Origin of the sequence: Sphingobium sp. AP50 (assembly GCF_900109095.1) — a bacterium.
GTDB lineage: Bacteria > Pseudomonadota > Alphaproteobacteria > Sphingomonadales > Sphingomonadaceae > Sphingobium.
The window spans coordinates 170,905-194,717 of the sequence record NZ_FNYZ01000002.1 but is presented as its reverse complement, the minus strand read 5'-3'; the positions used below and the strand labels follow the sequence as shown (position 1 = coordinate 194,717).

Here is a 23,813-nt window from a genome sequence, read left to right as displayed (position 1 = left end):
CGGCCTTTCTCCTAGCGATACAGAGTTGACGGGCCGTTAAACCTTTTGAGTCACACAAGGCAGGCTATGACTCATATTCTCCATGTGCTGGACCACAGTCTTCCGATGCACAGCGGCTATACGTTCCGCACCCGGGCGATTCTGCGCGCGCAGATCGCCAAGGGGTGGCAGGTCCGCGGCATCACCGGCCGCCGCCACAGCGCGGCGGGGCCTTTGCAGGAGGAGGTCGATGGCCTCATTTTTCATCGCACACCCGGCGAACCGGCCACCGGCAATGCGGTGCTGCGCGAATGGCGCGACATTTCGGCCCATGCCGATGCAATCGACGCGCTGGTGCGGCAATGGCGGCCGGACGTGATCCACGCCCATTCGCCGGTGCTCAATGCCATTGCCGCCCAGCGCGTGGCCAAGCGGCACGGCATCCCGATGATCTACGAAATCCGCGCTTTCTGGGAGGATGCGGCGGTCGGCAACGGCACCGGGACCGAAGGCAGCCCGCGCTACTGGCTGACCCGGCAGCTTGAAACCCATGCCGTGCGCAATGCTGACGCCGTGGCGGTCATCTGCGAAGGGCTGCGCGGCGATCTGATCGCGCGGGGTATCGATGCGAACAAGATCATCGTGTCGCCCAATGGTGTCGACATGGACCAGTTCGGAACGCCGGTGCCGCGCGATCCGGCGCTGACCGCGAAGCTGGGGCTGGAGGGCGCCGATGTCGTCGGCTTCATCGGCAGCTTCTATGATTATGAGGGGCTGGACGATCTGATCGCCGCCATGCCGCGACTCGTGCGCGCCCGTCCCAAGGCAAAGCTGCTGCTGGTCGGCGGGGGGCCGATGGAACAGGCGCTGCGGGATCAGGCACTGGCTTCTCCCTTCACCGACCATATCGTCTTCGTCGGCCGGGTGCCGCATGATCAGGTCGAACATTATTATGCGCAGGTCGATGTGCTGGCCTATCCGCGCAAGGCGATGCGCCTCACCGATCTCGTCACCCCGCTCAAGCCGCTGGAGGCGATGGCGCAGGGGCGACTGGTCGCTGCGTCCAGCGTGGGCGGTCATCGCGAACTGATCGAGGACGGCGTGACCGGCACTTTGTTCGCGCCGGACGACCCCGCTGCGATTGCCGAATCGCTCGCTGGCCTGTTCGCCGATCGTGCCGGATGGGATGCGCGCCGCGCCGTCGCACGCGCCTTCGTCGAGCGCGATCGTAACTGGTCGTCAAACATTTTGCGTTACGAACCCGTTTACCAGCAGTTGCTGGCGCGCTCGATCCGAACGCGGGCAGCCGCCTGAACAGGATGTGGAAACACAGGTGGCGACAGGCGTTCGGAACGGGAGAGGTAAGGCCATGGTGGCGCTGGGCGGAATCGCCGTCGCGCTGCTGACGTTGCTGATGCCGGTGGGCCTGATCGAAACGATCGTGGCATCCAGCGGCTTTAGTGAGGCTTTTCCGGCCGCCGCCCCGCCTTTGGGGATGAATGCGCGGCTGGTGGTGGCAGCTTTTGCCGGCCTGATGGCGGCAGGGCTGATCGGAATGACCCGCAAAGCGCCGGAAGGCGCGGCGGATGAAGAGATTGGGAAGGGACGCGCCCCTCGCGTCCAGGGAGCAAAGACTATGGGTTTCGCCTTCTCAAAGCTGACAGCATTGGCGCGGGGCCGCGCTATGCCCGATGCCGGTGTCGACCTGCCATCGCTGCGCCGGGCCGATGCCCACCCCGATGCGCCGCCCCGCCCGCCCATCTTCGCCAGCCGCGATTTTGACGGTGTCGAAATTTTTGCGCGCCCCGAATCGGCGCGCCGTCCTCTGGTGGTGAACCGCGAACCGGAAGCCGAATCGCTGCTCCCGTCCGCGACCTTCGCACGGCCGGAGGCGCCGCTTCCCGATGTTGAGGCCCCGGCGCCGCAGCCCGCCTTCCTGCGCCCGGTCCAGACCTATGTAGAACCCGAACGGGCTGTCGAACCCGAACAGGTCTTCGCCGCCCCGGTCGAGGATAGCTTTGAGCCTGATTTCGAAGATGTCGTCGCAACGGCTCCGCAACCGGTCGAGCCGAAGCTGGCGCCGTTGCCGCTGCGCCAGCCGACGCAGGGTCTGTCCGTCGCGCAATTGACCGACCGGCTGGAGCGCGGCCTCGCTTTGCGCAACCGCGCCACGGTGCCGTCGGTCGACTCCGCTGGCGTTCTGGCCGACATGGCCGTGCCGCCGGCTGTGCCCGTGCGCGGTGCCGTGGAACAGGATACGGACGAAGCCCTGCGCGCAGCGCTCGGCGCGCTGCGCAACCTGGCCGGTCGCCGCTGATCCGGCTCTCACCAATCCTCGATCGTCAGCGCGGACAGTTCCAGCCAGACGCTGTCCGTCTCGATCAGCCCGTCATCTATGCTGATGTCGGCGACGAAATGGCCCGATAGGGTCCATTCCGCCGACTCGATGCCGGTGACGAAATTGTCGACTCTGGCCGCATAGTCGCCCCCCGCAAATCGCAGCCGAATGACATGGCGGCGTCCTTCGAACAGGGCGCTGGCCCATGGCCGGCTGTTCGCCCGTTCGATCGTCGTCGGCATGCCCGCCCGCGTCAGCAACTGTTCCAGAAACTGGGGCAGGGGATCGCCCCTGCGATCGGCGATATCCTTGTTTCGGACCAGATTGCTCGACCCGAATCCATGATGAGCCCTTGTCATCGGCCGATGCTCCTGCGATAATTGTTCATGAAATGTTCTACACGTCTTTTCACGCGATCGCCCGGTTCGCGGCCCATCCGCAGGTCGAAGACCAGCCGTGGATCGCGCACGCATTCGCGGCCAAAGCGGGTGGGCGGCATCTGAAATTCGTGCAGGAATCGTTCGATAGTGCGCAACAGCATCTGCCTTCGTCTCCCTCGATTGGGCGACTCGCCCCGCGCGAGTCAGTAGGTAAATTCCTATCTCTCTGCCAATTTCCTACTTGTCTAGGAAAATTCCTATCAATATGGATGTGCTATGGATGAATCGTACGATGCCCGCATGGCGCTGGACCGGCTAATTGCCGATCGGGGGGAAAATTATGCCGATCTGTCCCGGCTGATCGGCCGCAACCCGGCCTATATCCAGCAGTTCATCAAGCGTGGCTCGCCGCGCAAGCTGGATGAGGAGGATCGCCGCATCCTGGCCCGCTATTTCGGCGTTGCGGAACAGATGCTGGGCGGTAGCGCGACGGACAGGGCGGCTCCGGTGCGGATGCGCGGGCTGCCTGCCGTGGTCGCGGTGCCCCGGCTCGCGCTGGGCGCGTCGGCGGGCGGCGGCACGCTGGACGATGATGAACGGGCGTCGGGCGCTATGGCCTTCGACGCGCGCTGGCTGCGCCATCTGGGCGTCCGGCCCCAGCGCGTCTCGATCATCCGGGTCGATGGCGAATCGATGGCGCCGACGCTCAATGACGGCGACGACATCATGGTCGATCATGATGACGATGCCGATCGGTTGCGCGACGGCGTCTATGTGCTGCGGCTGGACGCGGTCCTGATGGTCAAGCGGATCGCCATGGGGCCGCTGCGCGGTCGGTTCAGCGTGGTCAGCGACAATCCGCATTATCCCGACTGGGCTGATATCGATCCCGCGCTGGTGGATATTGTCGGCCGGGTCGTCTGGACCGGACGACGCTTGCACTGACAGGTCGGATGGGATGCTATGGCCATACACAGGGAGTTGGCTTTGAACGATAATGGCGCCGTGATCCGCAAGGCGATGGAATGGCAGGGTGCGCCCATGGCGCTGGCGACGGTGATTTCCACCTGGGGATCGGCCCCCCGTCCGCGCGGCAGCCATATGCTGGTGCATCGCGATGGCCGGCTGGAAGGCAGTATTTCGGGCGGCTGCGTCGAAACCGACGTGCTGCAACGCGCCGCCGAGGTGATCGCCGGGCGGCCCGCCCATGTTCAGACCTATGGCGTGGCCGATGGCGATGCATGGGAAGTCGGCCTGCCCTGCGGTGGCGAGATCGCCGTACTGGTGCAACCGGTCGCGGAACATGGCTTCGCGCCGCATCTCTTCGCCCGTATCGCGGACGAAAGCGGGAAGGGCCGGGCGCTGACGCTGATGACCGATCTGGTCAGCGGTCAGACTCGCGAAGGGGAAGGGGCCGATGGGTTCGCCAACCGCTATGATCCGCCCCGCCGCTTGCTGATCGTCGGCGCGGTGCAGATTGCACAGAGTCTGGTGCCCCTCGCGCAGGCCATTGGCGTAACCCCGGTCGTGATCGATCCGCGCGGCCGCTTTTTAACGCCGGAACGCTTTCCGGGCGTCTTGCTGGACGATCGCTGGCCCGACGAAGCGGTCGCGGCCCATCATCCCGGCGAATCGACCGCGGTGGTGACGCTCAGCCACGACATCAAGATTGACGATCCTGCGCTGGCTGCCGCCCTGCGCGCGCCGACCGGCTATATTGCCGCGCTGGGATCGCGCAAAAGCCATGCGGCGCGCCTCACGCGACTGGGGGCAATGGGATTTTCACCCGACGATCTGGCGCGAATCGATGGACCCGCCGGACTGGATATCGGCGCGATCGGCCCGGCGGAAATCGCCCTGTCGATCACCGCGGGCATGGTCGCGGGCTTCAACGCCAAAGTTTGAATAAGCAGGGTCGATCGACATTCAGATGATGACGGAGCGAAAATGGTGGATTTTCGCGACCCTTGAAACGAGTCACGTACCTCGTTTCAACGAAGCGTACTAAAAGTAGGTGAGCACCGGAAGCGCGGAAATTCGCCATTTGCAGCCCGTCAGGGCTGAATGTCGAATGCCCCCTGCCGCAAGGGACGGGCAGGGGGCATATCCCTTACGCTGTCGGGCACAAAGGACCGGGGCGCCGTAGCAAAGCGCCACGAAGGATCAATACCCCAAATGACGTATATGTGAAATTTCCTGTCGCAGGACGGGATTTTACATATGTAATATTACGAAATATCGCGTCAGATGTCAGTGGCATTACTTGATGAAAGCCACCAACATCTTGTTATCCGGCCCTTTTCAACAACAGCGTCCGCCATTCTTGCCGCCATAGCGGGCTTCCTGCCGGTTCCGAAAAAATTGCGTCCGGTCCATCGGCGATTGATCGGGATGATGCGCCGCCATGTGCCGCAGATAGGCGTCATAGTCGGGCAGCCCGACCATCAGCCGAGCGGTGCGGACGAATGTGGCCAGCATTGCCCTCATTCCGCCGGCACCAGTTGCGCGGGAATTTCCCGCGCGGTCGGCGCGGCGATCCGGCGCGCGGCAAGGCAGGTCTTCACCGTGAAGAACAGGATCGACAGCACCACCGCCAGGAACAGCGCGACCAGCGCGGCGTCCACCATGTCGTTGAAGATGATCCGCTGCATCTCCGCCATGGATTTAGCCGGGGCCAGGACGACATGATCCTCGGTCGCCGCCTTGCTGAAAATGCGGGCATGGGCCAGGAACCCGACCTTGGGATCGGCGGAAAACAGCTTCAGCCACCCGGCCGACAGGGTGCAGATTAGCAGCCAGGCCGCCGGCACGATCGTCACCCAGGCGAACCGGTCCCGCTTCATCCGGAACAGGACGGCGGTGCCCAGCATCAGCGCGATCGCCGCCAGCATCTGGTTGGAAATGCCGAACACCGGCCACAGCGTATTCACCCCGCCCAGCGGATCGGTCACCCCCTGATAAAGGAAGAAGCCCCAGGCCGCGACACACAGGCCCGTCGCCAATATGCCGGGAACATGGCTCTTCGTTTCCTTGAAGGCGGGCACGGCCAGCGCGATCAGATCCTGCAACATGAACCGCCCGGCCCGCGTGCCCGCATCGACGGCCGTCAGGATGAACAAAGCCTCGAACAGGATGGCGAAATGATACCAGAAGGCCTTCATCGCCGGGCCACCGACAACATGGCTGAAGATTTCCGCCATCGCCACCGCCAGCGTCGGCGCGCCACCCGCCCGGCTGATGATCGTATGTTCGCCGACATCCTTGGCCGTTTGCGCGATCAGGTCGGACGAGATGGGGAAGCCCATGGCGGTGACGGCGGCCGACGCGCTCGCCGGATCGGTGCCGATCAGCGCGGCCGGGCTGTTCATGGTGAAATAGATGCCGGGGTCCAGGATCGACGCGCCGACCAGCGCCATGATCGCCACGAACGCCTCCATCAGCATCGCGCCATAGCCGATCATCGGCGCATGGGCTTCGCTGGCGATCAGCTTGGGCGTGGTGCCGCTGGAAATCAGCGCATGGAAACCGGACACCGCCCCGCAGGCGATGGTGATGAACAGGAAGGGGAAGAGGCCGCCCGACCAGACCGGGCCGTTGCCGCCGACGAATTGGGTCAGCGCCGGCATCTTCAAGGGCGGCGCCATGATGACGATGCCGATCGCCAGCGCTGCGATCGCCCCGATTTTCAGGAAGGTCGACAGATAATCGCGCGGCGCCAGCAGCAGCCAGACCGGCAGGACGGAGGCGACCGCGCCATAGCCGATCAATATCCAGCAAAGCTGTACCGGCGTGAAGGTGAAGGCCGGCCCCCAGACCGGCGACAGCGATACCGCCTGCCCATAGACGATCGCGGCAAGCAGGCCGATCAGGCCAAGAATCGAGACTTCCCCGATCCGCCCCGGCCGTATCCAGCGCGTATAGGCGCCCATCGCCATGGCCAGCGGCACGGTCGCGGCAACGGTGAACATGCCCCACGGGCTTTCCGCCAGCGCCTTCACCACGATCAGCGCCAGTACGGCCAGAATGATGACCATGATCATGAAGGCGCCGAACAGCGCGATCGTCCCCGCGACCTGCCCCATTTCCATGCGGATCAGCTCACCCAACGACTTCCCGTCGCGCCGCATGGAGATGAAAAGAACCATGAAGTCCTGCACCGCGCCCGCCAGCACCACGCCGAAGATGATCCACAGCGTGCCGGGCAGATAGCCCATCTGCGCCGCCAGTACCGGCCCCACGAGCGGCCCCGCACCGGCAATTGCCGCGAAATGATGGCCGAACAATACGCTGCGGTCGGTCGCCACATAGTCCAGCCCATCGGCCCGCCGGATCGCCGGGGTCGGCCGCGCGGGATCGAGCCGCATCACATGGCGCGCGATATAGAGCGCATAATAGCGATAGGCGACCAGGAAGCTGCTCACCGCCGCGACCACGATCCACAACGCATTGACAGTCTCGCCACGCGATACCGCCACCACGGCCAGCGACGCCGCACCCAGCAGGGCAAGGATGATCCATGGAATATGCCGGGTCACGCGCGCTCCGTAAGGTCGTTAGGGGAAGCGCGCACCCTAAGCCCCCAAGCCCGAAACACAACCGGTTAGCGGCGGCGGAACGGCCAATCCGTAATGCCGCTGGCCCATAGCGCCCACCAGATGATGACCGGCTGCAACGCCAGCCGGGGGCCATGATACCACCAGCTCAGATGCACCCCGCCCAGGGGAATGTCGTTCAGCGCATGATTGATATTGGCCGGCCAGACGCACAGCGCATAGAGCGCCAGCCCCCATCCTGCCGCCCGGCGCAGGCGCGGGATCATCAGACCCGCCGCGCCCGCCAGTTCGGCGATGCCGGTCAGCGCGACCACCATCTGCGGTTCCGGCACCCAGCCGGGTGTAATCGCCACGAAGCCCGCTGGCCGGGTCAGATGCGCGATGCCCGCCACCAGATAGGCGGCCGCCAACACCCAGCGCGCGATGGTCCGGCCGCGCGCCATTTCAGTGCATCACGTCGATTTCCAGTTCGCCTTCATCCTGCCCGTCCCAATAATGGGCGCGCTCGGCATGGACATGGATCATCACCAGTCCCGGCGTATCGGCTCCTTGCGCGAACCAAAGTTCCAGATCAGGGTTCCAGTGCGCATCGAACTTGGCGCGGTCACGGATCAGGTCCGCCCGCCCCTCCAGCGCGATGAATAGCGGCCGCTGCCCGAACAGGCCGGATTTGCCATGGAAGGACAGGCTGACCCGCGGGTCGCGCTCTATGTCCCGCACCATCAATGCGTCTTCGGTGGTGAAATAATAGCTATCGCCGCCATGGGCGACATCCTGATTGTTGCTCATCGGCCGGGCGCCGATATGACCATCCTCCGTATGGGTAGACAGCATCGCGAAATCGATATGCTGCATCTTCTCGGACAGGCTGGCGATCGTGTGGTGCACCATATGCCTCACTCCTTTCCTCTGTGCGCTCTTAACGCAGGATAGGGCGATTCGGGTTCCATCGGCCATCGACACCAAAGGGAATAGAACATATCAGGAACATGTAAAGTGATTCGGGACTGATCCTATGGGCCGTCGGGCCGCACCAACCTATCGCCTGTTCTTCGCGGTCAAGCCGCCGCCCGTGGTCGCGCGCCGGATCGATCATTATGCGGAGATACTGGCGGGCGGCGCGGATCGCATCCTGCCCGCGCATCAGCATGTGACGCTGGGCATCATGGCCGACATGCCGACTTATCCCCATGACCGGATCGAATCGCTGCGGGCGGCCGCCACACAGATCATGGCCGATCCGTTCGATCTGCTGCTCGATCGGCTGAGCTATGGCGGCCGGTCGGCGGCGCTGCGCCCTTCGCGCAACAACGCGCCGCTGGTCCGGCTACAGCGACAGGTGGCCGAGGCCCTGAAGCGGTCGGCCGCCCCGCCCCGCGACGACTGGAGCTTCAGCCCGCACCAGACTCTCTTCTACCGCGACGGCCCCCCGGCCCAGCGCCGCATCGACGGCTTTGGCTGGCGGGTCGAGGAACTGGTGCTGCTATGCAGCCATGTCGGACGCACCCGCCACGATGTCGTCGGCACCTGGAAGCTACAGGGCAGCGCGCAATATAGTTTGTTTTGATGCAGGGGGTGATGGGGGCTTTGGGGAGTAGGTGACGTCCCATTTTTGTAGCCCCTACCGCAAGCGTTGGCCGGAGGCACGTGACTCCGGCCAAGGGCGGCGAGACTTAATGAGCGAAGTGAATTTAGTCGCAGCGGGGTGGGCATTTGCAACGTTGCGCAGGCCCACGCCCTAACCCCCTCCCGCCTGCGGGAGGGGGAACAAGGTCCGCCTTTGGCCTCACCGCTTGCGCACAAACTCCGCGCGCAGCACCAGGCCCTTGATGCCGTCATATTTGCAGTCGATTTCTTGGCTATCGCCGGTCAGCCGGATCGCCTTGATCAGCGTGCCGCGCTTCAGCGTCTGGCCCGCGCCCTTGACGGTCAGATCCTTGATCAGCGTCACCTGATCGCCATCGGCCAGCAGATTGCCCACCGAATCGCGCACTTCCACGGCACCGTCCGCGCCAGCACGTTCCGCCGCATCCGCCGCGCTGATCCACTCGCCGCTGGCTTCGTCATAGACATAATCGTCATCGGCCATGCGCTTATCCCTGACTGACGGCTTCCAGAACCGCGGCGCGCAGTTCCGGGATGCCCATGCCTTTTTCGCTCGACGTGGCGATGATCTCGGGATGGGCAGCGGGGCGCTTGCGGATCGCGTCAGCCGTCTTCTGCGTTACGGCCGCCAGTTCGCTGGCCTTGATCTTGTCGCTCTTGGTCAGGACGATGCGATAACTCACTGCCGCGCCATCCAGCATGTCCAGCATGTCATTGTCGACATCCTTGATGCCGTGGCGGCTGTCGATCAGCACCAGCGCCCGCTTCAACGCGGCGCGCCCGCGCAGATAGTCGTTCACCAGGAACTTCCATTTGCGCACGATGTCCTTGGGCGCCTTGGCATAGCCATAGCCCGGCATGTCGACCAGCCGGAAGCGCAGCGGATCGCCCACGTCGAAGAAGTTGAGTTCCTGCGTGCGGCCGGGCGTGTTGGACGTGCGGGCCAGGCTGTTGCGGTTGGTCAGCGCATTCAGCAGCGAGGATTTGCCCACATTGGATCGCCCGGCAAAGGCGACCTCATTCACGTCCATATCGGGCAGGAAATCCAGCGTCGGCGCGGATTTCAGGAAGGTGATCGGACCGGCGAAGAGCTTGCGCGCTTCCTCGATCAGTTCCGCATTGTCTTGTTCGTTCACATTCATTCTCCGTTCGCCCTGAGTAGCCGCTGAGCGAAGTCGAAGCGGCGTATCGAAGGGCATCTCGCCATGCTTCGATACGGGACTTCGACTTCACCTTGTGTGAAGTTTACCCTGAGCGCCTGCTGCAAGCAGGCAGTCGAAGGGCTCAGTCCCTACTCAGCACGAACGGCTATAGGCTCGTCACTTCGCCGGCACCGTGGCGCTTTGCACCGGATGCTTGCGATACAACCACCATTGTTGCGCCATCGACAGGCAGTTGTTGGTGATCCAGTAGACCAGCAGGCCCGCTGCGAAGGGCGCCATGATGAACATCATCATCCACGGCATGATCGCGAACACCTGCTGCTGCATCGGGTCCATCTGCGCAGGGTTCAGCTTGAACTGGAAGTACATGCTGATGCCCAGCAGCAGCGCCAGCACACCGATCGCCAGGAAGGACGGCGGGGTGAAGGGCAGCAGGCCGAACAGGTTCAGGATATGCATCGGGTCGGGCGCGGACAGATCCTTGATCCACAGCACGAAGGGCTGGTGACGCATTTCGATCGTCAGCTGCAACACCTTGTACAGCGCGAAGAAGATCGGGATCTGGATGAAGATCGGCAGACAGCCGGCCAGCGGATTGACCTTCTCCTGCTTGTACAGCTCCATCATTTTCAGCTGAAGCTGCTGCTTGTCGTCCTTATATTTCTCCTGCAGCGCCTTCATCTTGGGCTGCACGGCGCGCATCGCCGCCATGCTGGCGAATTGGCGCTGGGCGACCGGGAACATCAGCGCACGGACGCAGAAGGTCAGACAGATGATGGCCACGCCGAAATTGCCGAGCGTTTCGAACAGCCAGTGGAGCAGCGCGAAGATCGGCTGTTCGAACCAGTAGAACCAGCCCCAGTCGATCGCACGGTCGAACAAGGGCACACCGGCGCGCTCATAGGCCTGAAGCGTCTTCACTTCCTTGGCGCCCACGAACAGGCGGACGCTTTGCGTGATGGCCTTGCCGGGCTGGAGAATGGAGGTCATAGTCGAGATATCGGCTTGATATTGCTTGTTCAGGCCTTGGAACTGACCGGAAACGACGGCTTTCTGATCAGGCACCAGCGCAGACAGCCAATATTTGTCGGTGAAACCGACCCAGCCACCGGTCGTGGTGTACTTATTCGCGCCTGCAACGGCCTTTGTGCCAAACATCTTGGCGAAAAAGCCCGGTTCTTGGCCATCAAGGTTATCGAAGTTGATATCGTAATTGGCCGCGCCGTTAAATACCCCAACCGGACCTGTATGGATGGTCCATGTGGACAAATCCTTCGAGTGATCCTTGCGGCTGATATAGCTATAGGGCTTGACGCCTACGGCTCCGGCGCCCGTGTTCGACACCTTCTGCGCGGCGGTGATCATGTAATTTTCATCCACCGACAGGCGGATTTCGAAAATCTGGCCGACGCCGTTATTCCACGTCAGCGTGACCGGGCTGGTCGGGGTCAGTTCGCTGCCCTGCGCGGTCCAGACCGTGTCCTTGGTCGGCGCCGTCAGGCCTTCGCCCTGCCAGCCGAAGCCGGCGAAATAGGCGTCCTGCGTACCCGACGGGCTGTAGAGACGGACCGAAGGCGAATCCTTGGCGATCGTGTCCTTGTAGGTCGGCAGCACGATGTCATCGATGCGCGCACCCTTCAGGTTGATCGATCCGGTTAGCCGGGGCGTGCGGATGGCGACGCGCGGGCTGTCCTTCAGCACCAGTGCCCGGTCGCGAATCGCGGCGGGGCCATCGGCGGCATCGGTGCCGGGCGCGGCGACCGGGACGGTCTTGCCGCCCTCGATCTTCGTCGCGGGCGGATTGGCCGCCGGGAAATAGCGATTCGAGACATATTGCCAGCCGAACAGGATCGCTGCGGTCAGCAGCACCGCCAGAATGATATTCTTCTTGTCGTCCACTTGGTTCGGCTCCGCCGTCTTATGTCTATTATGTCAGGGGACCGGGTCGTAGCCCGATCCACCCCATGGGTGGCAACGCATTAGCCGCTTGAACCCCAGCCAGCTACCCTTGATCGCGCCATATTTGCGGATCGCCAATATCGCATATTGCGAACAGGAAGGGGCGTAGCGGCAGGTGGGGGGCAGGATGCGCGAAGGGCCAAGCTGCCAGCCCCGCGCGATCAGGATCAGCAGCCGGGCAATCATCACTCCTCCCCGCTCGCGGGGAGGTGGCGACCCGAAGGGGAGTCGGAAGGGGATAGCTTCTTGGCGCGAGTCTCCACAGGCCTCGCCTTGCCCTTCCGGCGCGACGGATCACGCGGCGGATCGATCGGCCGCGTCATGATCTTGCCCAGCGCCTTGCTCAGTTCGGCATGCAGCAGGGAAAAGTCGCGCTCGATCCCGCCATCACGGCCGATCAGCACATGGTCGGCCCCGGCGATGCCAAGGGTCGGCAGCAATTCGCGCGCCAGCACGCGAAAACGGCGCTTCATCCGGTTGCGGATGACAGCGCCGCCAACTTTTTTCGTGACCGTGATGCCGTAACGCATCGCCGGATCGCCATCGCCGCGCTCGCGCACCAGCAGGACGAATCCTGGCATGGGGGCACGGCGTCCGCGATTCGCCGCCAGAAAATCCGCGCGCCGGACCATCATGGCCGGCGCGACAGGCTTTTCAGGCGTTGAAATCAGGCGCTCAGGCTCTTGCGGCCGCGCGAACGGCGCGCGCGGATCACATTGCGGCCACCGGGGGTCGCCATGCGAGCGCGGAAACCGTGACGGCGCTTCCGAACCAGATTGCTCGGCTGAAAAGTGCGCTTCATCGTTCATTCCTCAAAACAACTAGAGAATCGGGCGTGACAAAAAAGGGCCGCCAAAACAGCGGCCGCAAGTCAGGGGGCGTCCGATAGGCAAATGGGGTCGGGAAGTCAATGGCGGAAGCGGCAATGTGCCAACCTCTCATCCGTTCGGTTCGAGCTTGTCGAGAACCCGGTCATGCAATTCCCGACAAGCTCAAACCCAACGGCGCTTTATTTACTTCCCGCGCGCGGTCGCCACGCCTTCCTTCAGCGCATCGAATCCGATCGCGCCATTCAACACCTGCCCGCCGATAACGAAGGTCGGCGTACCGGTCGCCTGCAATTTCTGGGCAAGGGCGATGTTCGACTGGATTTCCGAATCATATTTGCTCGACGCAATGGCCGATTCGGCTTCCGACTTGGTGATGCCCGCCTTGGCCGCAGCCGCGACGATCGTGTCGCGCGTCACCTTGCCCGCGCCATAGAGCGCCTTGTGATAGGCCATATATTGGCCGCGCTCGGCGGCGAGCAGCGACACCTTGGCCGCGTCGCCGCTGGTTTCGGACAGGATCGGCAATTCGCGATAGACGACCTTCACCTTGGCGTCAGACCCGACCAGCTTGGCCAGATCAGGCAAGGAAGCCCGGCAATAGCCGCAGGCATAGTCGAAAAACTCGACCACGGTGACGTCCGCATTGGCCGCGCCTTCCCACGCGCCCGCATAGGGCGTTTCCAGCGCGCTGCGGCTCGCGTCGATCGTGCTCGACATCCGCTTGGCCTGCAACTTCTCCACCGCCTGCGGGATGATCTCGGGATGCTCCAATATATAGTCGTGGACGATCTTCTCGATCGCTGCCTTGTCGGTCGAATTGACGGCGGCGGGCGCCTGTACGGCGAGCGCGGCGCTGGCGGCCGCGACGATGGCGAAAGCGCCAAGGGTCATCTGCATGGTCCTGTTGGATAAAGCGGCGCGAAAATTCGGCCGGGTCTGGTCAGTCATCTTATCGTTTCTTCCGCTGCTGCTCGATCGCGGCGCGCGACACCATCGCGATATCCTGCGCCCGCAGATAGTCAACCGTGCCGGGCTTCAACCCCTGCATGGCGGCGTCGGCGCTGCGCAGCGCCATCGGATATTGCGCCATCATCTCATAGCGTTCCGCCGTCGCCAGCGCCGCGCGCGGAATATCCCCGCGCCGTTCATAGACGACACCCAGTTGATACCAGGCAAAGGGATTCTCGCGATCCCGCTGCACGGCCAGCCGCAGCACCTGTTCTGCCTCCGCGAAATTGGCCTCATCTTCGGTGGCGATCAGCGCATGGGACAGCAGCACCGAAATCAGGGGCTGATTGGTCAGCTTCACCGCCTCGCGCAGCGGCGCCACGGCCAGAGCAGGCTTGCCGCTCTCCAGCAATATCTGCCCCTTCAATTCCAGAAAATAGGGGTCGTGCGGCATGGCGGCCAGCAAGGCATCGGCTTCGCTCAGCGCCTTTTCGGGATAGGCGCTCTTATGCCAGGCATAGGCGCGGGCATAATGGGCCGGGATCGTCTGGTCGCTTTCGGGATATTTGGCCAGCGTCTGGTTGGGTTCCGACACGAATCCGATCAGCTTCGCCTTGATCCGCTCGAATCGCGCCTCCAGCGCCGGATCGGGCGGCCGGTCCCAGGCCGGATCGACGGTATAGACTTCGCGCAGCACATTGATGCGCTCGCCCGACAGCGGGTGCGTGCGCCCATAACTATTGTCCTGCGGGATCGCGAGGCGATATTCCTGATTTTGGAGCTTCTTGAAAAATTCCAGACTGCCCCGGCCGCTGATCCCGGCGGTGTGCAGATAGCGCGCACCGGCAAGGTCGGCCGAGCTTTCCTGCGCGCGCGAAAAGGCCAGGAAATTGCTCATCGCGGCCTGCTGGCCCAGGCCCAATATGCCCATGCCCGCTTCCGCGCCGCCCGCGGCGATCGCGGCGGCGCCCAGGACGAGGCTCAATAGCGTGACACTGGTCGCAGCCTTGATGCCTTCGCCCGATCGGATGACATGCCCGCCCTCGATATGGCCCAGCTCATGCGCGACCACGCCCTGCAACTGGTTCACATTGTCGGCCTGCGCGATCAGCCCGCTATGCACCCACACATATTGGCCGCCCGCGACGAAGGCGTTGATCTCCGGATCGTTGATGACCATCACCTGGACATTCTTCGGCTCCATGCCGGCCGCCTTGACCAACTGGCCTGACATGTCGGCCATGAAGGCTTCCGTCTCCGCATCGCGCAATATCTGCTGCGCCATGGCCGGCCGCGCCATGCAGGCGAGCGCGGCGACCAGCATCGCACAATAGCGCAGGGACCGCCGCATCAGGCGATACCGTGGAGAAAAGGGGAGGGGAGCGGCACGATCGCGTCCTGCCCATATGGCCCTGAACCTGCCGTGAAGCATGGCCCAACGAAAAGCGCCGCTGCGCGCCGGTTAAAATCCGGAGTGCAGCGGCGCTTGTTCATTCTGGTCTGCGTCCCGGCTTATTCGCCGAAGGTGCGCTGCCACCAGCCGCGGCGCGGTGCGCCTTCTTCGGCTTCGGCGTCTGCCGGCGCCGCTTCGGCGGCGACAGGCTCAGCCATGGGAGCAGCTTCCACCTCGGCAGGCGCTTCGACGGCGACCGCTTCAGCGACCACATCCGCCTTCTTGCGACGCGTGCGCTTGGGCTTGGCCGGCGCTTCCTCTGCCGCAGGGGCGGCTTCGGCAACGGGCGCTTCCTCGGCCACCACATCCGCCTTCTTGCGACGGGTGCGCTTGGGCTTGGCGGGCGCTTCTTCCGCAACCGGCGCAGGCTCTTCGGCCGGCACTTCGATGACCGCTTCGATCGGCTCGACCACCGATTCAGCCTTCTTGCGGGCGCGGGGACGACGACGGGTCTTGGGCGCTTCCTCGGCGGGGGCCTCTTCGACCGGTGCGGCTTCGACAACCGGCTCGGCTTCCACAGCCGCTTCGGCTGCTTCCTCGACCGGCGCAGCGTCGCTCGCTTCGCCCTCGGCGCTCACGGCCTCTTCGCCGCCTTCGCGACGGCGACGGCCACCGCGACGGCCGCGACGGCCACGACGGCGCGCACCGCCCTCTTCCTCGCCAGCCTCGGCAGAGGTTTCAACGGCGCCTTCGACAGCCTCTTCAACGACCGCGTCCTCGGCATCGACAGCCTCGTCCCCGGCGTCTTCGCCCTCTTCGGCCGTTTCGGCAGCGCCTTCTGCGCCATTCTCGTCGCGCTGGCCGCCACGACGGCGACGGCGACGACGGCGGCGACGGCCACCATCGCGGTCCTCGCGGTCGCCACGGTCCGCACGCTCTTCACGCTCGGGGGCCGCTTCGGCCTCCTCGGCCTCTTCCTCTTCGATGTCGTCTTCGTCCTCGATGACCTCGAACTCATCTTCGTCTTCGGGAAGCGGCGTATAGTCGACCACCCGCTCCGGACGCGGCCCGCTGGCCTCGACCGACATGCGCGCGCCCTCGATCTCGCCATCGGGCAGGATCGCGATCGTCACGCCATAGCGCTGCTCGATCTCGTCCAGTTCGCGACGCTTGTTGTTGAGGACATAGAAAGCCGCTTCCTGGCTCGCGCGCAGGGTGATCAGGCTGCCGCGACCACGCGCCGCTTCCTCTTCCAGCATGCGCAGCGCGCCCAGACCCGCCGACGAAGCGGTACGGACCAGACCGGTGCCCTCGCAATGCGGGCACTGGCGGGTCGATGCTTCCAGCACGCCGGTGCGCAGGCGCTGGCGGCTCATTTCCATCAGGCCGAAGCCCGAAATACGACCGACCTGAATACGGGCGCGATCGTCCTTCAGCGCCTCCTTCATCGCCTTCTCGACCTTACGAATGTTGGAGTTCATCTCCATATCGATAAAGTCGATGACGACCAGGCCGGCCATGTCGCGCAGGCGCAACTGGCGGGCGATTTCGCGGGCCGCTTCCAGATTGGTGGCAACGGCGGTCTGCTCGATGCCATGTTCGCGCGTCGACCGGCCCGAGTTGATGTCGATCGACACCAGCGCTTCGGTCGGGTTGATCACCAGGTAGCCGCCAGATTTCAGCTGAACGACCGGGTTGTACATGGCGGCCAGCTGATCTTCCACGCTCGCACGCTGGAACAGCGACACCGCATCGGCATATTGCTTCACCCGACGCGCATGGCTCGGCATCAGCAGCCGCATGAAGTCCTTGGCCGCCTTGTATCCATGCTCGCCCTCGACGATGACTTCCTCGATATCCTTGTTATAGATATCGCGGATCGCCCGCTTGATGAGGTCGCTGTCATTATGGATCAGCGCGGGCGCATCGGACTTGAGCGTCTGTTCGCGAATCTCGTCCCACAGGCGGGCGAGATAGTCGAAGTCGCGCTTGATTTCCGGCTTGGTGCGCTGGAGCCCGGCCGTGCGTACGATGCAGCCCATGGTCGAAGGCAGCGCCATTTCGGCGATGATCGTCTTCAACCGCTTGCGGTCGGCCGCGTTGCTGATCTTGCGCGAAATGCCGCCGCCATGCGACGTGTTGGGCATCAGCACGCAGTAACGACCGGCCAGCGACAGGTAGGTGGTCAGTGCCGCGCCCTTGTTGCCGCGCTCTTCCTTGACGACCTGCACCAGCAGCACCTGACGGCGCTTGATGACGTCCTGAATCTTGTAGCGGCGGCGCAGCGCCATGCGCTTGCGGCGCAGTTCGTCGGCGGCTTCGTCGCCCTTGTTGCCGCCCTTGCGGCGACCGCCCTTATTGGCTTCGGGCGCTTCGCCCTCGGCGCTTTCCTCATCGTCATGATGATGGCTGGCCTCTACGACTTCTACGCCGTCCTCGCCTTCATCCTCATCATCATAATCGGCGCGCAGCGCGGCCTCTTCCTCGGCATGCTCGCGCTCTTCACGCAACAGCGCCTCGCGGTCTTCGCGTGGAATCTGATAATAGTCAGGATGGATTTCGCTGAAAGCGAGGAAGCCGTGGCGGTTGCCGCCATAATCCACGAAAGCCGCCTGAAGCGAAGGCTCCACGCGGGTGACTTTGGCCAGATAGATATTGCCTTTGAGCTGCTTGTGCTCGGCCGATTCGAAATCGAATTCCTCGATCCGGTTACCCTTGACGACCGCGACCCGGGTCTCTTCCCGGTGGCGCGCGTCGATCAGCATACGCATTGTCATTTATATGTCTCCGGCGTGGACGGGCAGCGGCGCGGGGCCGCGCTTCCACGCGATAGTGATGGGACGGCCGGGCGCGCTCCAATGTGGGCGCGGATGTCGGCATCGTCCGGGTTTCAAGGAAAAAGAGCGTGTCTGCTGCGTCGGCAGGGCCGGACAAAGCGCCGGGCCACACCATCCACGCCGCTTCGCCCGTTGCCGGGGCGAGCGTGGATGGAAATTCATGCCTCATGCAGCGTCAACCTGTTTACGTCATCGGCAGGGGTGCGATCCCGCGCCTGTCGATGCTTATCTCATTGGCCCCAAAGGCCGCTTTCATAAAGCGGACCTGTCAGGAATATGAATGGGTAGCAGTCAAATATCAAAGGGGCAACGGCTCCCTGAAATATTATGTCGAATCTGTGGCGGTGCCGCCTGACCCGCTTTTCATCCTGAAGACGCAATTAACCCTCTCATTTTACGCGACTCAAACCGGCGATGCTTAATCCGGAATTCAGCGTGGGGACGCTTCGGACGGATCATCTTCATGAAATTTGGCTGGACGGCCAATGTGCAGGCGTTGCACAAGCGACGCATGTTCCAAGGCCTTGCCCTGGCAGGCATGATCATAGCCGCTCCCGGCAGCGCGGGTGGCATTTCCGGTGTGGATGTGCGCGACAACCATGTTGTCGTGCGGTTCGACGACCGCGTGAACGGCGCGTCCGCCTTCCTGCTGGATTCGCCCCGCCGCATCGCGCTCGATATCGACGGCGCCCAGATGCGTCGGGCGCAATTCACGCCGGGACAGGGCAATATATCGGCGGTCCGTCAGGGGCAGCTGAGTGGCGGCACCGCGCGGGTGGTGCTCGACCTTGCCAGTCCGGCGACGCTGGGCGATGCGCAGATGGCGGCCGATGGCAAATCGCTCAGCTTCTCGCTGCGTGATGTCACCGATCAGCGCTTCCGGTCGGAAGTGGGCAGGGGGCGCACCCGCTTCGATGCCCCGGCCGACATGGCGGCACGCCCGCAAAAGCGCATCCATTCCATCACCGTGCCGATCCCGGCCGCCGCGCGGGGTCTTTCCCTGCCCCCGGTGGAGGGCGCACATGATGGCAGCCGGCCGCTGATCGTGATCGACGCCGGCCATGGCGGCCATGATCCGGGCGCCATCAACAAGGAAAATGGCAAGCGCGAAAAGGATGTCACGCTGGCCATCGCCCAGGCGATTCGCGATCAGCTGGTCAAGGGTGGCCGGGTGCGCGTGGCGCTGACCCGCGATGACGACAAGTTCCTGGTGCTTCAGGAACGCTATGGCATCGCGCGCAAGATGGGGGCGGACCTGTTCATCTCCATCCATGCCGACGCCGCCGAAAATACCGAAGCGCATGGCGCGACCGTCTACACCTTGTCCGAAACCGCCTCCGACCGCGAAGCCGCCCGGCTCGCCGCGCGGGAGAATAAGGCGGATATCATCAACGGCGTGAACCTTGGCGGCCAGTCGGGCGATGTCTCCTCGATCCTGATCGACCTGACGCAGCGCGAATCGATGAATATCTCGGCCAATTTCGCCCGCCTGTTGCAACGGGAGGCCGCGCCCTATGTGCCCTTCCGCAGCGCCTATCATCGCTTCGCGTCGCTGATGGTGCTCAAGGCGCCGGACACGCCATCGATCCTGTTCGAAACCGGCTATATCAGCAATGCCGACGACAGCGCCTTCCTCTCGTCCCGCGAAGGACAGGGCAAGATCGCCCGCGGCGTCGCCCGCGCGATCGAGGTGCATTTCGCCCGCAAGCTGGCGATGCGCGATGGCACGGTCGGGGGGTAAGAGCCTGTTTGGAAAATGCGCGAAAGAGCGCATTTTCGACCCCGCACCGGCCCGCACCCCCACCCGACCGCCCATCAGGATACCATGTCTGGGAGGTCGGGTGGGGGTGCGGGCCGGTGCGGATGCGCCACCGGCGCATTCCCCAAAAATGTCCTATGGGCGGGGCCTTTGCTATCATGGCTCCGCCTTTTCGATAGGATCAGGGATGCGCAATAAAATGTCGAAATCTGCGGGAAATATGCGAAGTTAAGGGATCGTTGTTCGCGCACCTTGCCCGCTTCGGACGCGGGACCGGCCACCAGATGCGGCCGATCGCATGATCCCCACTGGCCTTGGCCGCGATTTGACCCTAGAGCCTCATTCCCATGGAAGAGGCCCGTTCCGAAACCGCCCCTAAGTCCTTTGCCTATCGCCTGCGCCGTGACGCCGGGGGCCTGTTTGGACGCTTGCGCCCCCTATGGCAGCGCCGCCTGTTCCGCTGGGCGGCGATCCTGCTGGGCGGCTTCCTGCTATTCTGCGCGTTGTTCTGGGTGATTTTCGCCCGTGGCCTGCCGGACGCCGCCACGCTGCTGGAATATGAGCCCCCGCTGCCGACCATCGTGCGCGATATCAACGGTCAGCCGGTGCACAGCTATGCCCGCGAACGCCGCGTCCAGTTGCAATATAGCGATTACCCGCAACAGCTGATCCACGCCTATCTGGCGGCGGAAGACAAGACCTTCTTCGACCATCATGGCGTCGATTTCCCCGGCTTTGCCGGTGCGGTGTTCGACTATGCCAGCAAGCTTGGCTCAGGCCAGCGCGCGCGCGGCGGCTCCACCATCACCCAGCAGGTGGCCAAGAACCTGCTGATCGGCGACGAATATTCCCCCACCCGCAAGGTGAAGGAGATGATCCTCGCCTGGCGTATGGAAAATGTGCTGAGCAAGCAGCAAATCCTCGAACTCTATCTCAACCAGATCTTCCTCGGCCGGAACGCTTACGGTGTGCAGGCGGCGGCCCGCGCCTATTTCGACAAGGATGTCGCCGACCTCCAGCTCCACGAAATGGCCTATCTCGCCATCCTGCCTAAGGGTCCGGCCAATTATCGCCCGGAAAGCGAAACCGGCCATGCCCGCGCGCTCGACCGCCGCAACTGGGCGTTGGGCGAAATGGAAAAGAATGGCTGGATCACCGCTGCCCAGCGCACCGCCGCGCAGGCGCAGCCGCTCGGCACGGTGCAGGCGCATGGCTCCAGCTTCGATGCCCGCGCCGGCGGCTATTATATGGAGGAAGTCCGCCGCCGCCTGATCCAGCTTTTCGGCGAAAAGGCGGAGGACGGCCCCAACAGCGTCTATGCTGGCGGCCTCTGGGTGCGCAGCCCCTATGATCCCGCGCTACAGGATCATGTTGCTACCTCGTTGCGCAACGGCCTGCTGCGCTTCGACGCAGGGCGCGGCTGGTCCGGTCCGGTCGGCCAGGTGAATGTCGACAATGGCTGGGAAAAGGAACTGGCGGCCAGCTATATCGACGTCGACTATGCTGAATGGCGCGTCGCGGTGATCATCAGCCGCACGTCCACGGACGCACAGATCGGTTTCGCAGACGGCAGCACCGGCACGTTGCCTGCGGGCGCGGCGCAGACCCCCTATCGCAAGACCGGAGGCCCTGCTTTCTCGGCGATGAAGCCCGGCGACCTGATCGTCGTGGCGCGCAACGGATCGAACTGGGCGCTGCGCAGCATCCCCGAAGTCTCCGGCGGCATGATCGCGGAGGAAGTCCATACCGGTCGCATCCGCGCGATGCAGGGCGGCTTCGATTCGCGCCTGTCCAGCTACAACCGCGCAACGCAGGCGCTGCGGCAACCCGGTTCGACCATCAAGCCCTTCGTTTACGCAGCCGCGCTCGACAATGGCATGACTCCCGCCTCGATCATCGTCGATGGCCCCTTGTGCGTCTATCAGGGCGCAGGTCTTGGCCAGAAATGCTTCCGCAACTTCTCCGGCGGCAGCGCCGGTCCGCAGACGATGCGCTGGGGCGTGGAGCAATCCCGCAACCTGATGACCGTGCGCGCCGCCAGCCAGACCGGCATGGACCGCGTCGTGCGCACCATCAAGAATATGGGGATCGGCGATTATCAGCCCTATCTCTCCTTCGCGCTGGGCGCGGGCGAGACGACGGTAGAACGCATGGTCAACGCCTATGCGGCGCTCGCCAATCAGGGCCGGCAATTCCCGCCCAAGGTCATGGACTATGTACAGGATCGCCGTGGCAAGGTGATCTGGCCCGAACGCTGGCGCCCCTGCGACGGCTGCAACATGGCGAACTGGGACGGCAAGCCGATGCCCCGCTTCGGTATGGAGGGTAAGCAGGTGATGAACCCGATGACCGCCTATCAGGTCGTCCACATCGCCGAAGGCGTCATCCAACGCGGCACCGCCACGGTGCTGGCCGATCTCAATCGCCCGCTCTTCGGTAAGACCGGCACCACCAACGGCCCGACCAATGTCTGGTTCGTGGGCGGATCGCCCGACATCGTGGCAGGCGTCTATATCGGCTATGACAAGCCGCGGAGCCTGGGCGGCTGGGCACAGGGCGGCCGCATCGCCGCGCCGATCTGGAAGGCGGCGATGACGCCGCTGCTGGAAACCATGCCCAAGACGCCCTTCGTCGCTCCGGCTGGTATCCGCATGGTCGCGATCGACCGCCGATCGGGCAAGCGCGTCTATGGCGCCTGGCCCGGCACCGATCCCAAGCCGGCCGTGATATGGGAAGCCTTCAAGCCCGAATCCGAACCCCGCCGTTCGATCCGCAAGGAAGAAGCCGAGGAACAGGCCAAGGTCGCCGCGGCCCGCGCCGCCTCCGCCGTATCCAACGGCCGCCGCCGCAACGACGCTGATTTCCTGGAAGGACAGGGCGGGATTTATTGAAGATGGACCTGACCGGCGAATGGTGGGGAACATATTATTATCCCGATCACGCTGGGCCGGTTACGCCCTTTAACGCCCGAATTCAGGATAATGGCGGTCATATCGGGGGCGCTATCGTGGAACTGGACCAATTGGGCGATGGGGCGGTGCTCAACGCAACTATCATTGGCTATCGCCACGATCTGCACGTCGACTTCATAAAGACCTACGATGCAGAGGCGCCGGAGGAATATGGCAACCCAGTAGATTACGTAGGCAGCCTTTCGCCTGATGGGAGCAGGATTGTCGGCGTATGGAGTTTGCTTGAATTTGATGGCCGCTTCGAAATGTATCGGGAAATCGGGGCGGCGGAAAAGATAGAAGAGACGATCAGCGCGACTGTCGATTTTTAGTGCGTCATTGAGGCTTTTGTGGACTTTTCCAAACTCCCGTCATCCCCGCGAAGGCGGGGATCCATCTCACGCCTTTTCACTTTGGCGAGAGGCGAGGAGATGGGTTCCCGCTTTCGCAGGAATGACGGAGGAGAGGGGTGGCTGGCGCGAAATTACGCTGCGCGCTTTGCCACTTTCTGCCCCAATTCCATGTCCATCAATATCTGCACCGATCGCAGCGCGGAGCAGAAAGCGCAGAGCAGGGCATCGCTGCATATATGCGCGATCGGCGCGACGCGGCGGCCTTGCAGCAGGTTGATCAGCATATTCTCATCCTGCGTCAGCGCCTCTCCGCGCCCCATCTGCAATGGACGGCCGAGCAGGGATTCACTTAGCTCCAGCAGGCTGTCGACCGCGGGCAGCAACTGGCCGCAGCCATAATGGCCCAGATGCGCATAGAGGCTGGTCAGCGTCGGGCGCTGCATGCGCCGCGCCCGGCTCCAGCAGCGCACGGCTTCCAGAAACAGGAACAGCGCCGAAGAACTGCGGCGGGCGGTCGCGGAATGGATGTTGGTCATGGGATAGCCTTTAATGGAAGCCTGTCCCCCTTCGGTTCGCCGGTCGGCCTTGATCGGTCCGACTCTGCGCATAGCCTTTCTACGGGCCTGATATGTCCTGAAAATTTCTCAATTGCGCGGGCTTCGCAATAGGTGTGCCGCAAATTTTCGATCAGCCGCCTGTCCGCTGCGATAAGGCAAATGCTTGACGAAAGCTGTTTTCCTCAGGAAGGACGCCCTTCGACAAATT

The 23,813-nt window shown here is 63.6% G+C and carries 25 protein-coding genes; 9 read left to right on the top strand and 16 right to left on the bottom strand.

The genetic code is table 11. From position 1 onward, the window contains the following. Window positions 1-66 precede the first annotated feature (66 nt). Entirely contained in the window at window positions 67-1,293 is a 1,227-nt protein-coding gene (locus BMY84_RS06875; RefSeq protein WP_093082257.1) for a TIGR04063 family PEP-CTERM/XrtA system glycosyltransferase, read from the top strand. A 55-nt stretch (window positions 1,294-1,348) separates the two neighbouring features. Beyond that, window positions 1,349-2,296: a hypothetical protein gene (locus tag BMY84_RS06870; protein WP_177203930.1), complete on the top strand. Its 948-nt coding sequence runs from the start codon at window positions 1,349-1,351 to the stop codon at window positions 2,294-2,296. Window positions 2,297-2,304: 8 nt separating this feature from the next. Here the strand turns inward: BMY84_RS06870 and BMY84_RS06865 are convergent, their stop codons facing one another. Together BMY84_RS06865 and BMY84_RS06860 are read right to left on the bottom strand one after the other, a co-directional pair. Then, on the bottom strand, window positions 2,305-2,676 hold the full coding sequence (locus tag BMY84_RS06865) for a hypothetical protein (RefSeq protein ID WP_093082254.1): 372 nt from the start codon (window positions 2,674-2,676) through the stop codon (window positions 2,305-2,307). Continuing rightward, window positions 2,673-2,858, bottom strand: coding sequence for a hypothetical protein (locus tag BMY84_RS06860; RefSeq protein ID WP_093014315.1), 186 nt, complete (start codon window positions 2,856-2,858; stop codon window positions 2,673-2,675). Before BMY84_RS06860 ends, BMY84_RS06865 begins: the two co-directional genes overlap by 4 nt. A gap of 115 nt (window positions 2,859-2,973) precedes the next feature. Here BMY84_RS06860 and BMY84_RS06855 point away from each other — a divergent pair, with 115 nt between their 5' ends. Together BMY84_RS06855 and BMY84_RS06850 are read left to right on the top strand one after the other, a co-directional pair. Beyond that, entirely contained in the window at window positions 2,974-3,642 is a 669-nt protein-coding gene (locus tag BMY84_RS06855) for a S24 family peptidase (protein WP_093082252.1), read from the top strand. 42 nt (window positions 3,643-3,684) lie between these two features. Continuing rightward, window positions 3,685-4,602: an XdhC family protein gene (locus BMY84_RS06850; RefSeq protein WP_093082249.1), complete on the top strand. Its 918-nt coding sequence runs from the start codon at window positions 3,685-3,687 to the stop codon at window positions 4,600-4,602. Window positions 4,603-4,998: 396 nt separating this feature from the next. Here the strand turns inward: BMY84_RS06850 and BMY84_RS06845 are convergent, their stop codons facing one another. From BMY84_RS06845 to BMY84_RS06830, 4 genes are all read right to left on the bottom strand, one after another. After that, on the bottom strand, window positions 4,999-5,184 hold the full coding sequence (locus BMY84_RS06845) for a YbdD/YjiX family protein (protein ID WP_093082246.1): 186 nt from the start codon (window positions 5,182-5,184) through the stop codon (window positions 4,999-5,001). After that, the gene (locus BMY84_RS06840) at window positions 5,181-7,232 is read right to left on the bottom strand and encodes a carbon starvation CstA family protein (protein ID WP_093082244.1); all 2,052 of its coding nucleotides are present in this window, start codon (window positions 7,230-7,232) and stop codon (window positions 5,181-5,183) included. The genes BMY84_RS06845 and BMY84_RS06840 overlap by 4 nt, the downstream gene beginning before the upstream one ends. A gap of 65 nt (window positions 7,233-7,297) precedes the next feature. Beyond that, a complete protein-coding gene (locus BMY84_RS06835) occupies window positions 7,298-7,693 on the bottom strand; it encodes a DoxX family protein (RefSeq protein ID WP_093082241.1) in 396 nt (131 codons plus the stop codon). A 1-nt stretch (window position 7,694) separates the two neighbouring features. Continuing rightward, complete coding sequence (locus tag BMY84_RS06830; protein ID WP_093082239.1) at window positions 7,695-8,141, bottom strand: pyridoxamine 5'-phosphate oxidase family protein; 447 nt, start codon at window positions 8,139-8,141, stop codon at window positions 7,695-7,697. Window positions 8,142-8,265: 124 nt separating this feature from the next. On the opposite strand from BMY84_RS06830, the gene BMY84_RS06825 reads away from it, so the two are divergent. Next, window positions 8,266-8,817, top strand: coding sequence for a 2'-5' RNA ligase family protein (locus BMY84_RS06825; RefSeq protein ID WP_093082236.1), 552 nt, complete (start codon window positions 8,266-8,268; stop codon window positions 8,815-8,817). 219 nt (window positions 8,818-9,036) lie between these two features. On the opposite strand, the gene BMY84_RS06820 is transcribed toward BMY84_RS06825, so the two are convergent. The 9 genes from BMY84_RS06820 to BMY84_RS06780 form a co-directional block, all read right to left on the bottom strand. Next, on the bottom strand, window positions 9,037-9,339 hold the full coding sequence (locus BMY84_RS06820) for an alkylphosphonate utilization protein (RefSeq protein ID WP_093082234.1): 303 nt from the start codon (window positions 9,337-9,339) through the stop codon (window positions 9,037-9,039). 4 nt (window positions 9,340-9,343) lie between these two features. Further along, window positions 9,344-9,991 carry a ribosome biogenesis GTP-binding protein YihA/YsxC gene (gene yihA, locus BMY84_RS06815; RefSeq protein WP_093082735.1) on the bottom strand — a complete coding sequence of 216 codons (648 nt, stop codon included), beginning with the start codon at window positions 9,989-9,991 and terminating at the stop codon, window positions 9,344-9,346. A gap of 183 nt (window positions 9,992-10,174) precedes the next feature. Further along, complete coding sequence (gene yidC / locus BMY84_RS06810) at window positions 10,175-11,917, bottom strand: membrane protein insertase YidC (RefSeq protein ID WP_093082231.1); 1,743 nt, start codon at window positions 11,915-11,917, stop codon at window positions 10,175-10,177. A gap of 33 nt (window positions 11,918-11,950) precedes the next feature. Further along, a complete protein-coding gene (yidD, locus tag BMY84_RS06805; protein ID WP_093014345.1) occupies window positions 11,951-12,163 on the bottom strand; it encodes a membrane protein insertion efficiency factor YidD in 213 nt (70 codons plus the stop codon). Beyond that, entirely contained in the window at window positions 12,163-12,609 is a 447-nt protein-coding gene (rnpA, locus tag BMY84_RS06800; RefSeq protein WP_093082733.1) for a ribonuclease P protein component, read from the bottom strand. Before rnpA ends, yidD begins: the two co-directional genes overlap by 1 nt. Window positions 12,610-12,644: 35 nt before the next feature. Next, on the bottom strand, window positions 12,645-12,779 hold the full coding sequence (rpmH, locus tag BMY84_RS06795) for a 50S ribosomal protein L34 (protein WP_021317369.1): 135 nt from the start codon (window positions 12,777-12,779) through the stop codon (window positions 12,645-12,647). A 211-nt stretch (window positions 12,780-12,990) separates the two neighbouring features. Then, on the bottom strand, window positions 12,991-13,755 hold the full coding sequence (locus tag BMY84_RS06790; RefSeq protein WP_093082229.1) for a DsbA family protein: 765 nt from the start codon (window positions 13,753-13,755) through the stop codon (window positions 12,991-12,993). A gap of 1 nt (window position 13,756) precedes the next feature. Next, window positions 13,757-15,106 carry a M48 family metalloprotease gene (locus BMY84_RS06785; protein ID WP_093082226.1) on the bottom strand — a complete coding sequence of 450 codons (1,350 nt, stop codon included), beginning with the start codon at window positions 15,104-15,106 and terminating at the stop codon, window positions 13,757-13,759. A 161-nt stretch (window positions 15,107-15,267) separates the two neighbouring features. Beyond that, the gene (locus tag BMY84_RS06780; protein ID WP_218146920.1) at window positions 15,268-17,925 is read right to left on the bottom strand and encodes an Rne/Rng family ribonuclease; all 2,658 of its coding nucleotides are present in this window, start codon (window positions 17,923-17,925) and stop codon (window positions 15,268-15,270) included. 128 nt (window positions 17,926-18,053) lie between these two features. Between BMY84_RS06780 and BMY84_RS06775 the strand changes: the two genes are divergently transcribed. The 4 genes from BMY84_RS06775 (at window position 18,054) to BMY84_RS06760 (ending at window position 23,027) form a co-directional block, all read left to right on the top strand. After that, entirely contained in the window at window positions 18,054-18,407 is a 354-nt protein-coding gene (locus tag BMY84_RS06775; protein WP_143075002.1) for a hypothetical protein, read from the top strand. Between the two features lie 41 nt (window positions 18,408-18,448). After that, window positions 18,449-19,726: an N-acetylmuramoyl-L-alanine amidase gene (locus tag BMY84_RS06770; RefSeq protein ID WP_093082218.1), complete on the top strand. Its 1,278-nt coding sequence runs from the start codon at window positions 18,449-18,451 to the stop codon at window positions 19,724-19,726. Window positions 19,727-20,091: 365 nt separating this feature from the next. Further along, window positions 20,092-22,635 (top strand): penicillin-binding protein 1A, encoded by a 2,544-nt coding sequence (locus tag BMY84_RS06765; RefSeq protein WP_093082216.1) that lies wholly within the window; start codon window positions 20,092-20,094, stop codon window positions 22,633-22,635. After that, the gene (locus BMY84_RS06760; protein WP_143075001.1) at window positions 22,632-23,027 is read left to right on the top strand and encodes a hypothetical protein; all 396 of its coding nucleotides are present in this window, start codon (window positions 22,632-22,634) and stop codon (window positions 23,025-23,027) included. The genes BMY84_RS06765 and BMY84_RS06760 overlap by 4 nt, the downstream gene beginning before the upstream one ends. Before the next feature lie 152 nt (window positions 23,028-23,179). On the opposite strand, the gene BMY84_RS06755 is transcribed toward BMY84_RS06760, so the two are convergent. After that, window positions 23,180-23,584 (bottom strand): hypothetical protein, encoded by a 405-nt coding sequence (locus tag BMY84_RS06755; protein ID WP_143075000.1) that lies wholly within the window; start codon window positions 23,582-23,584, stop codon window positions 23,180-23,182. Window positions 23,585-23,813: the final 229 nt, after the last annotated feature.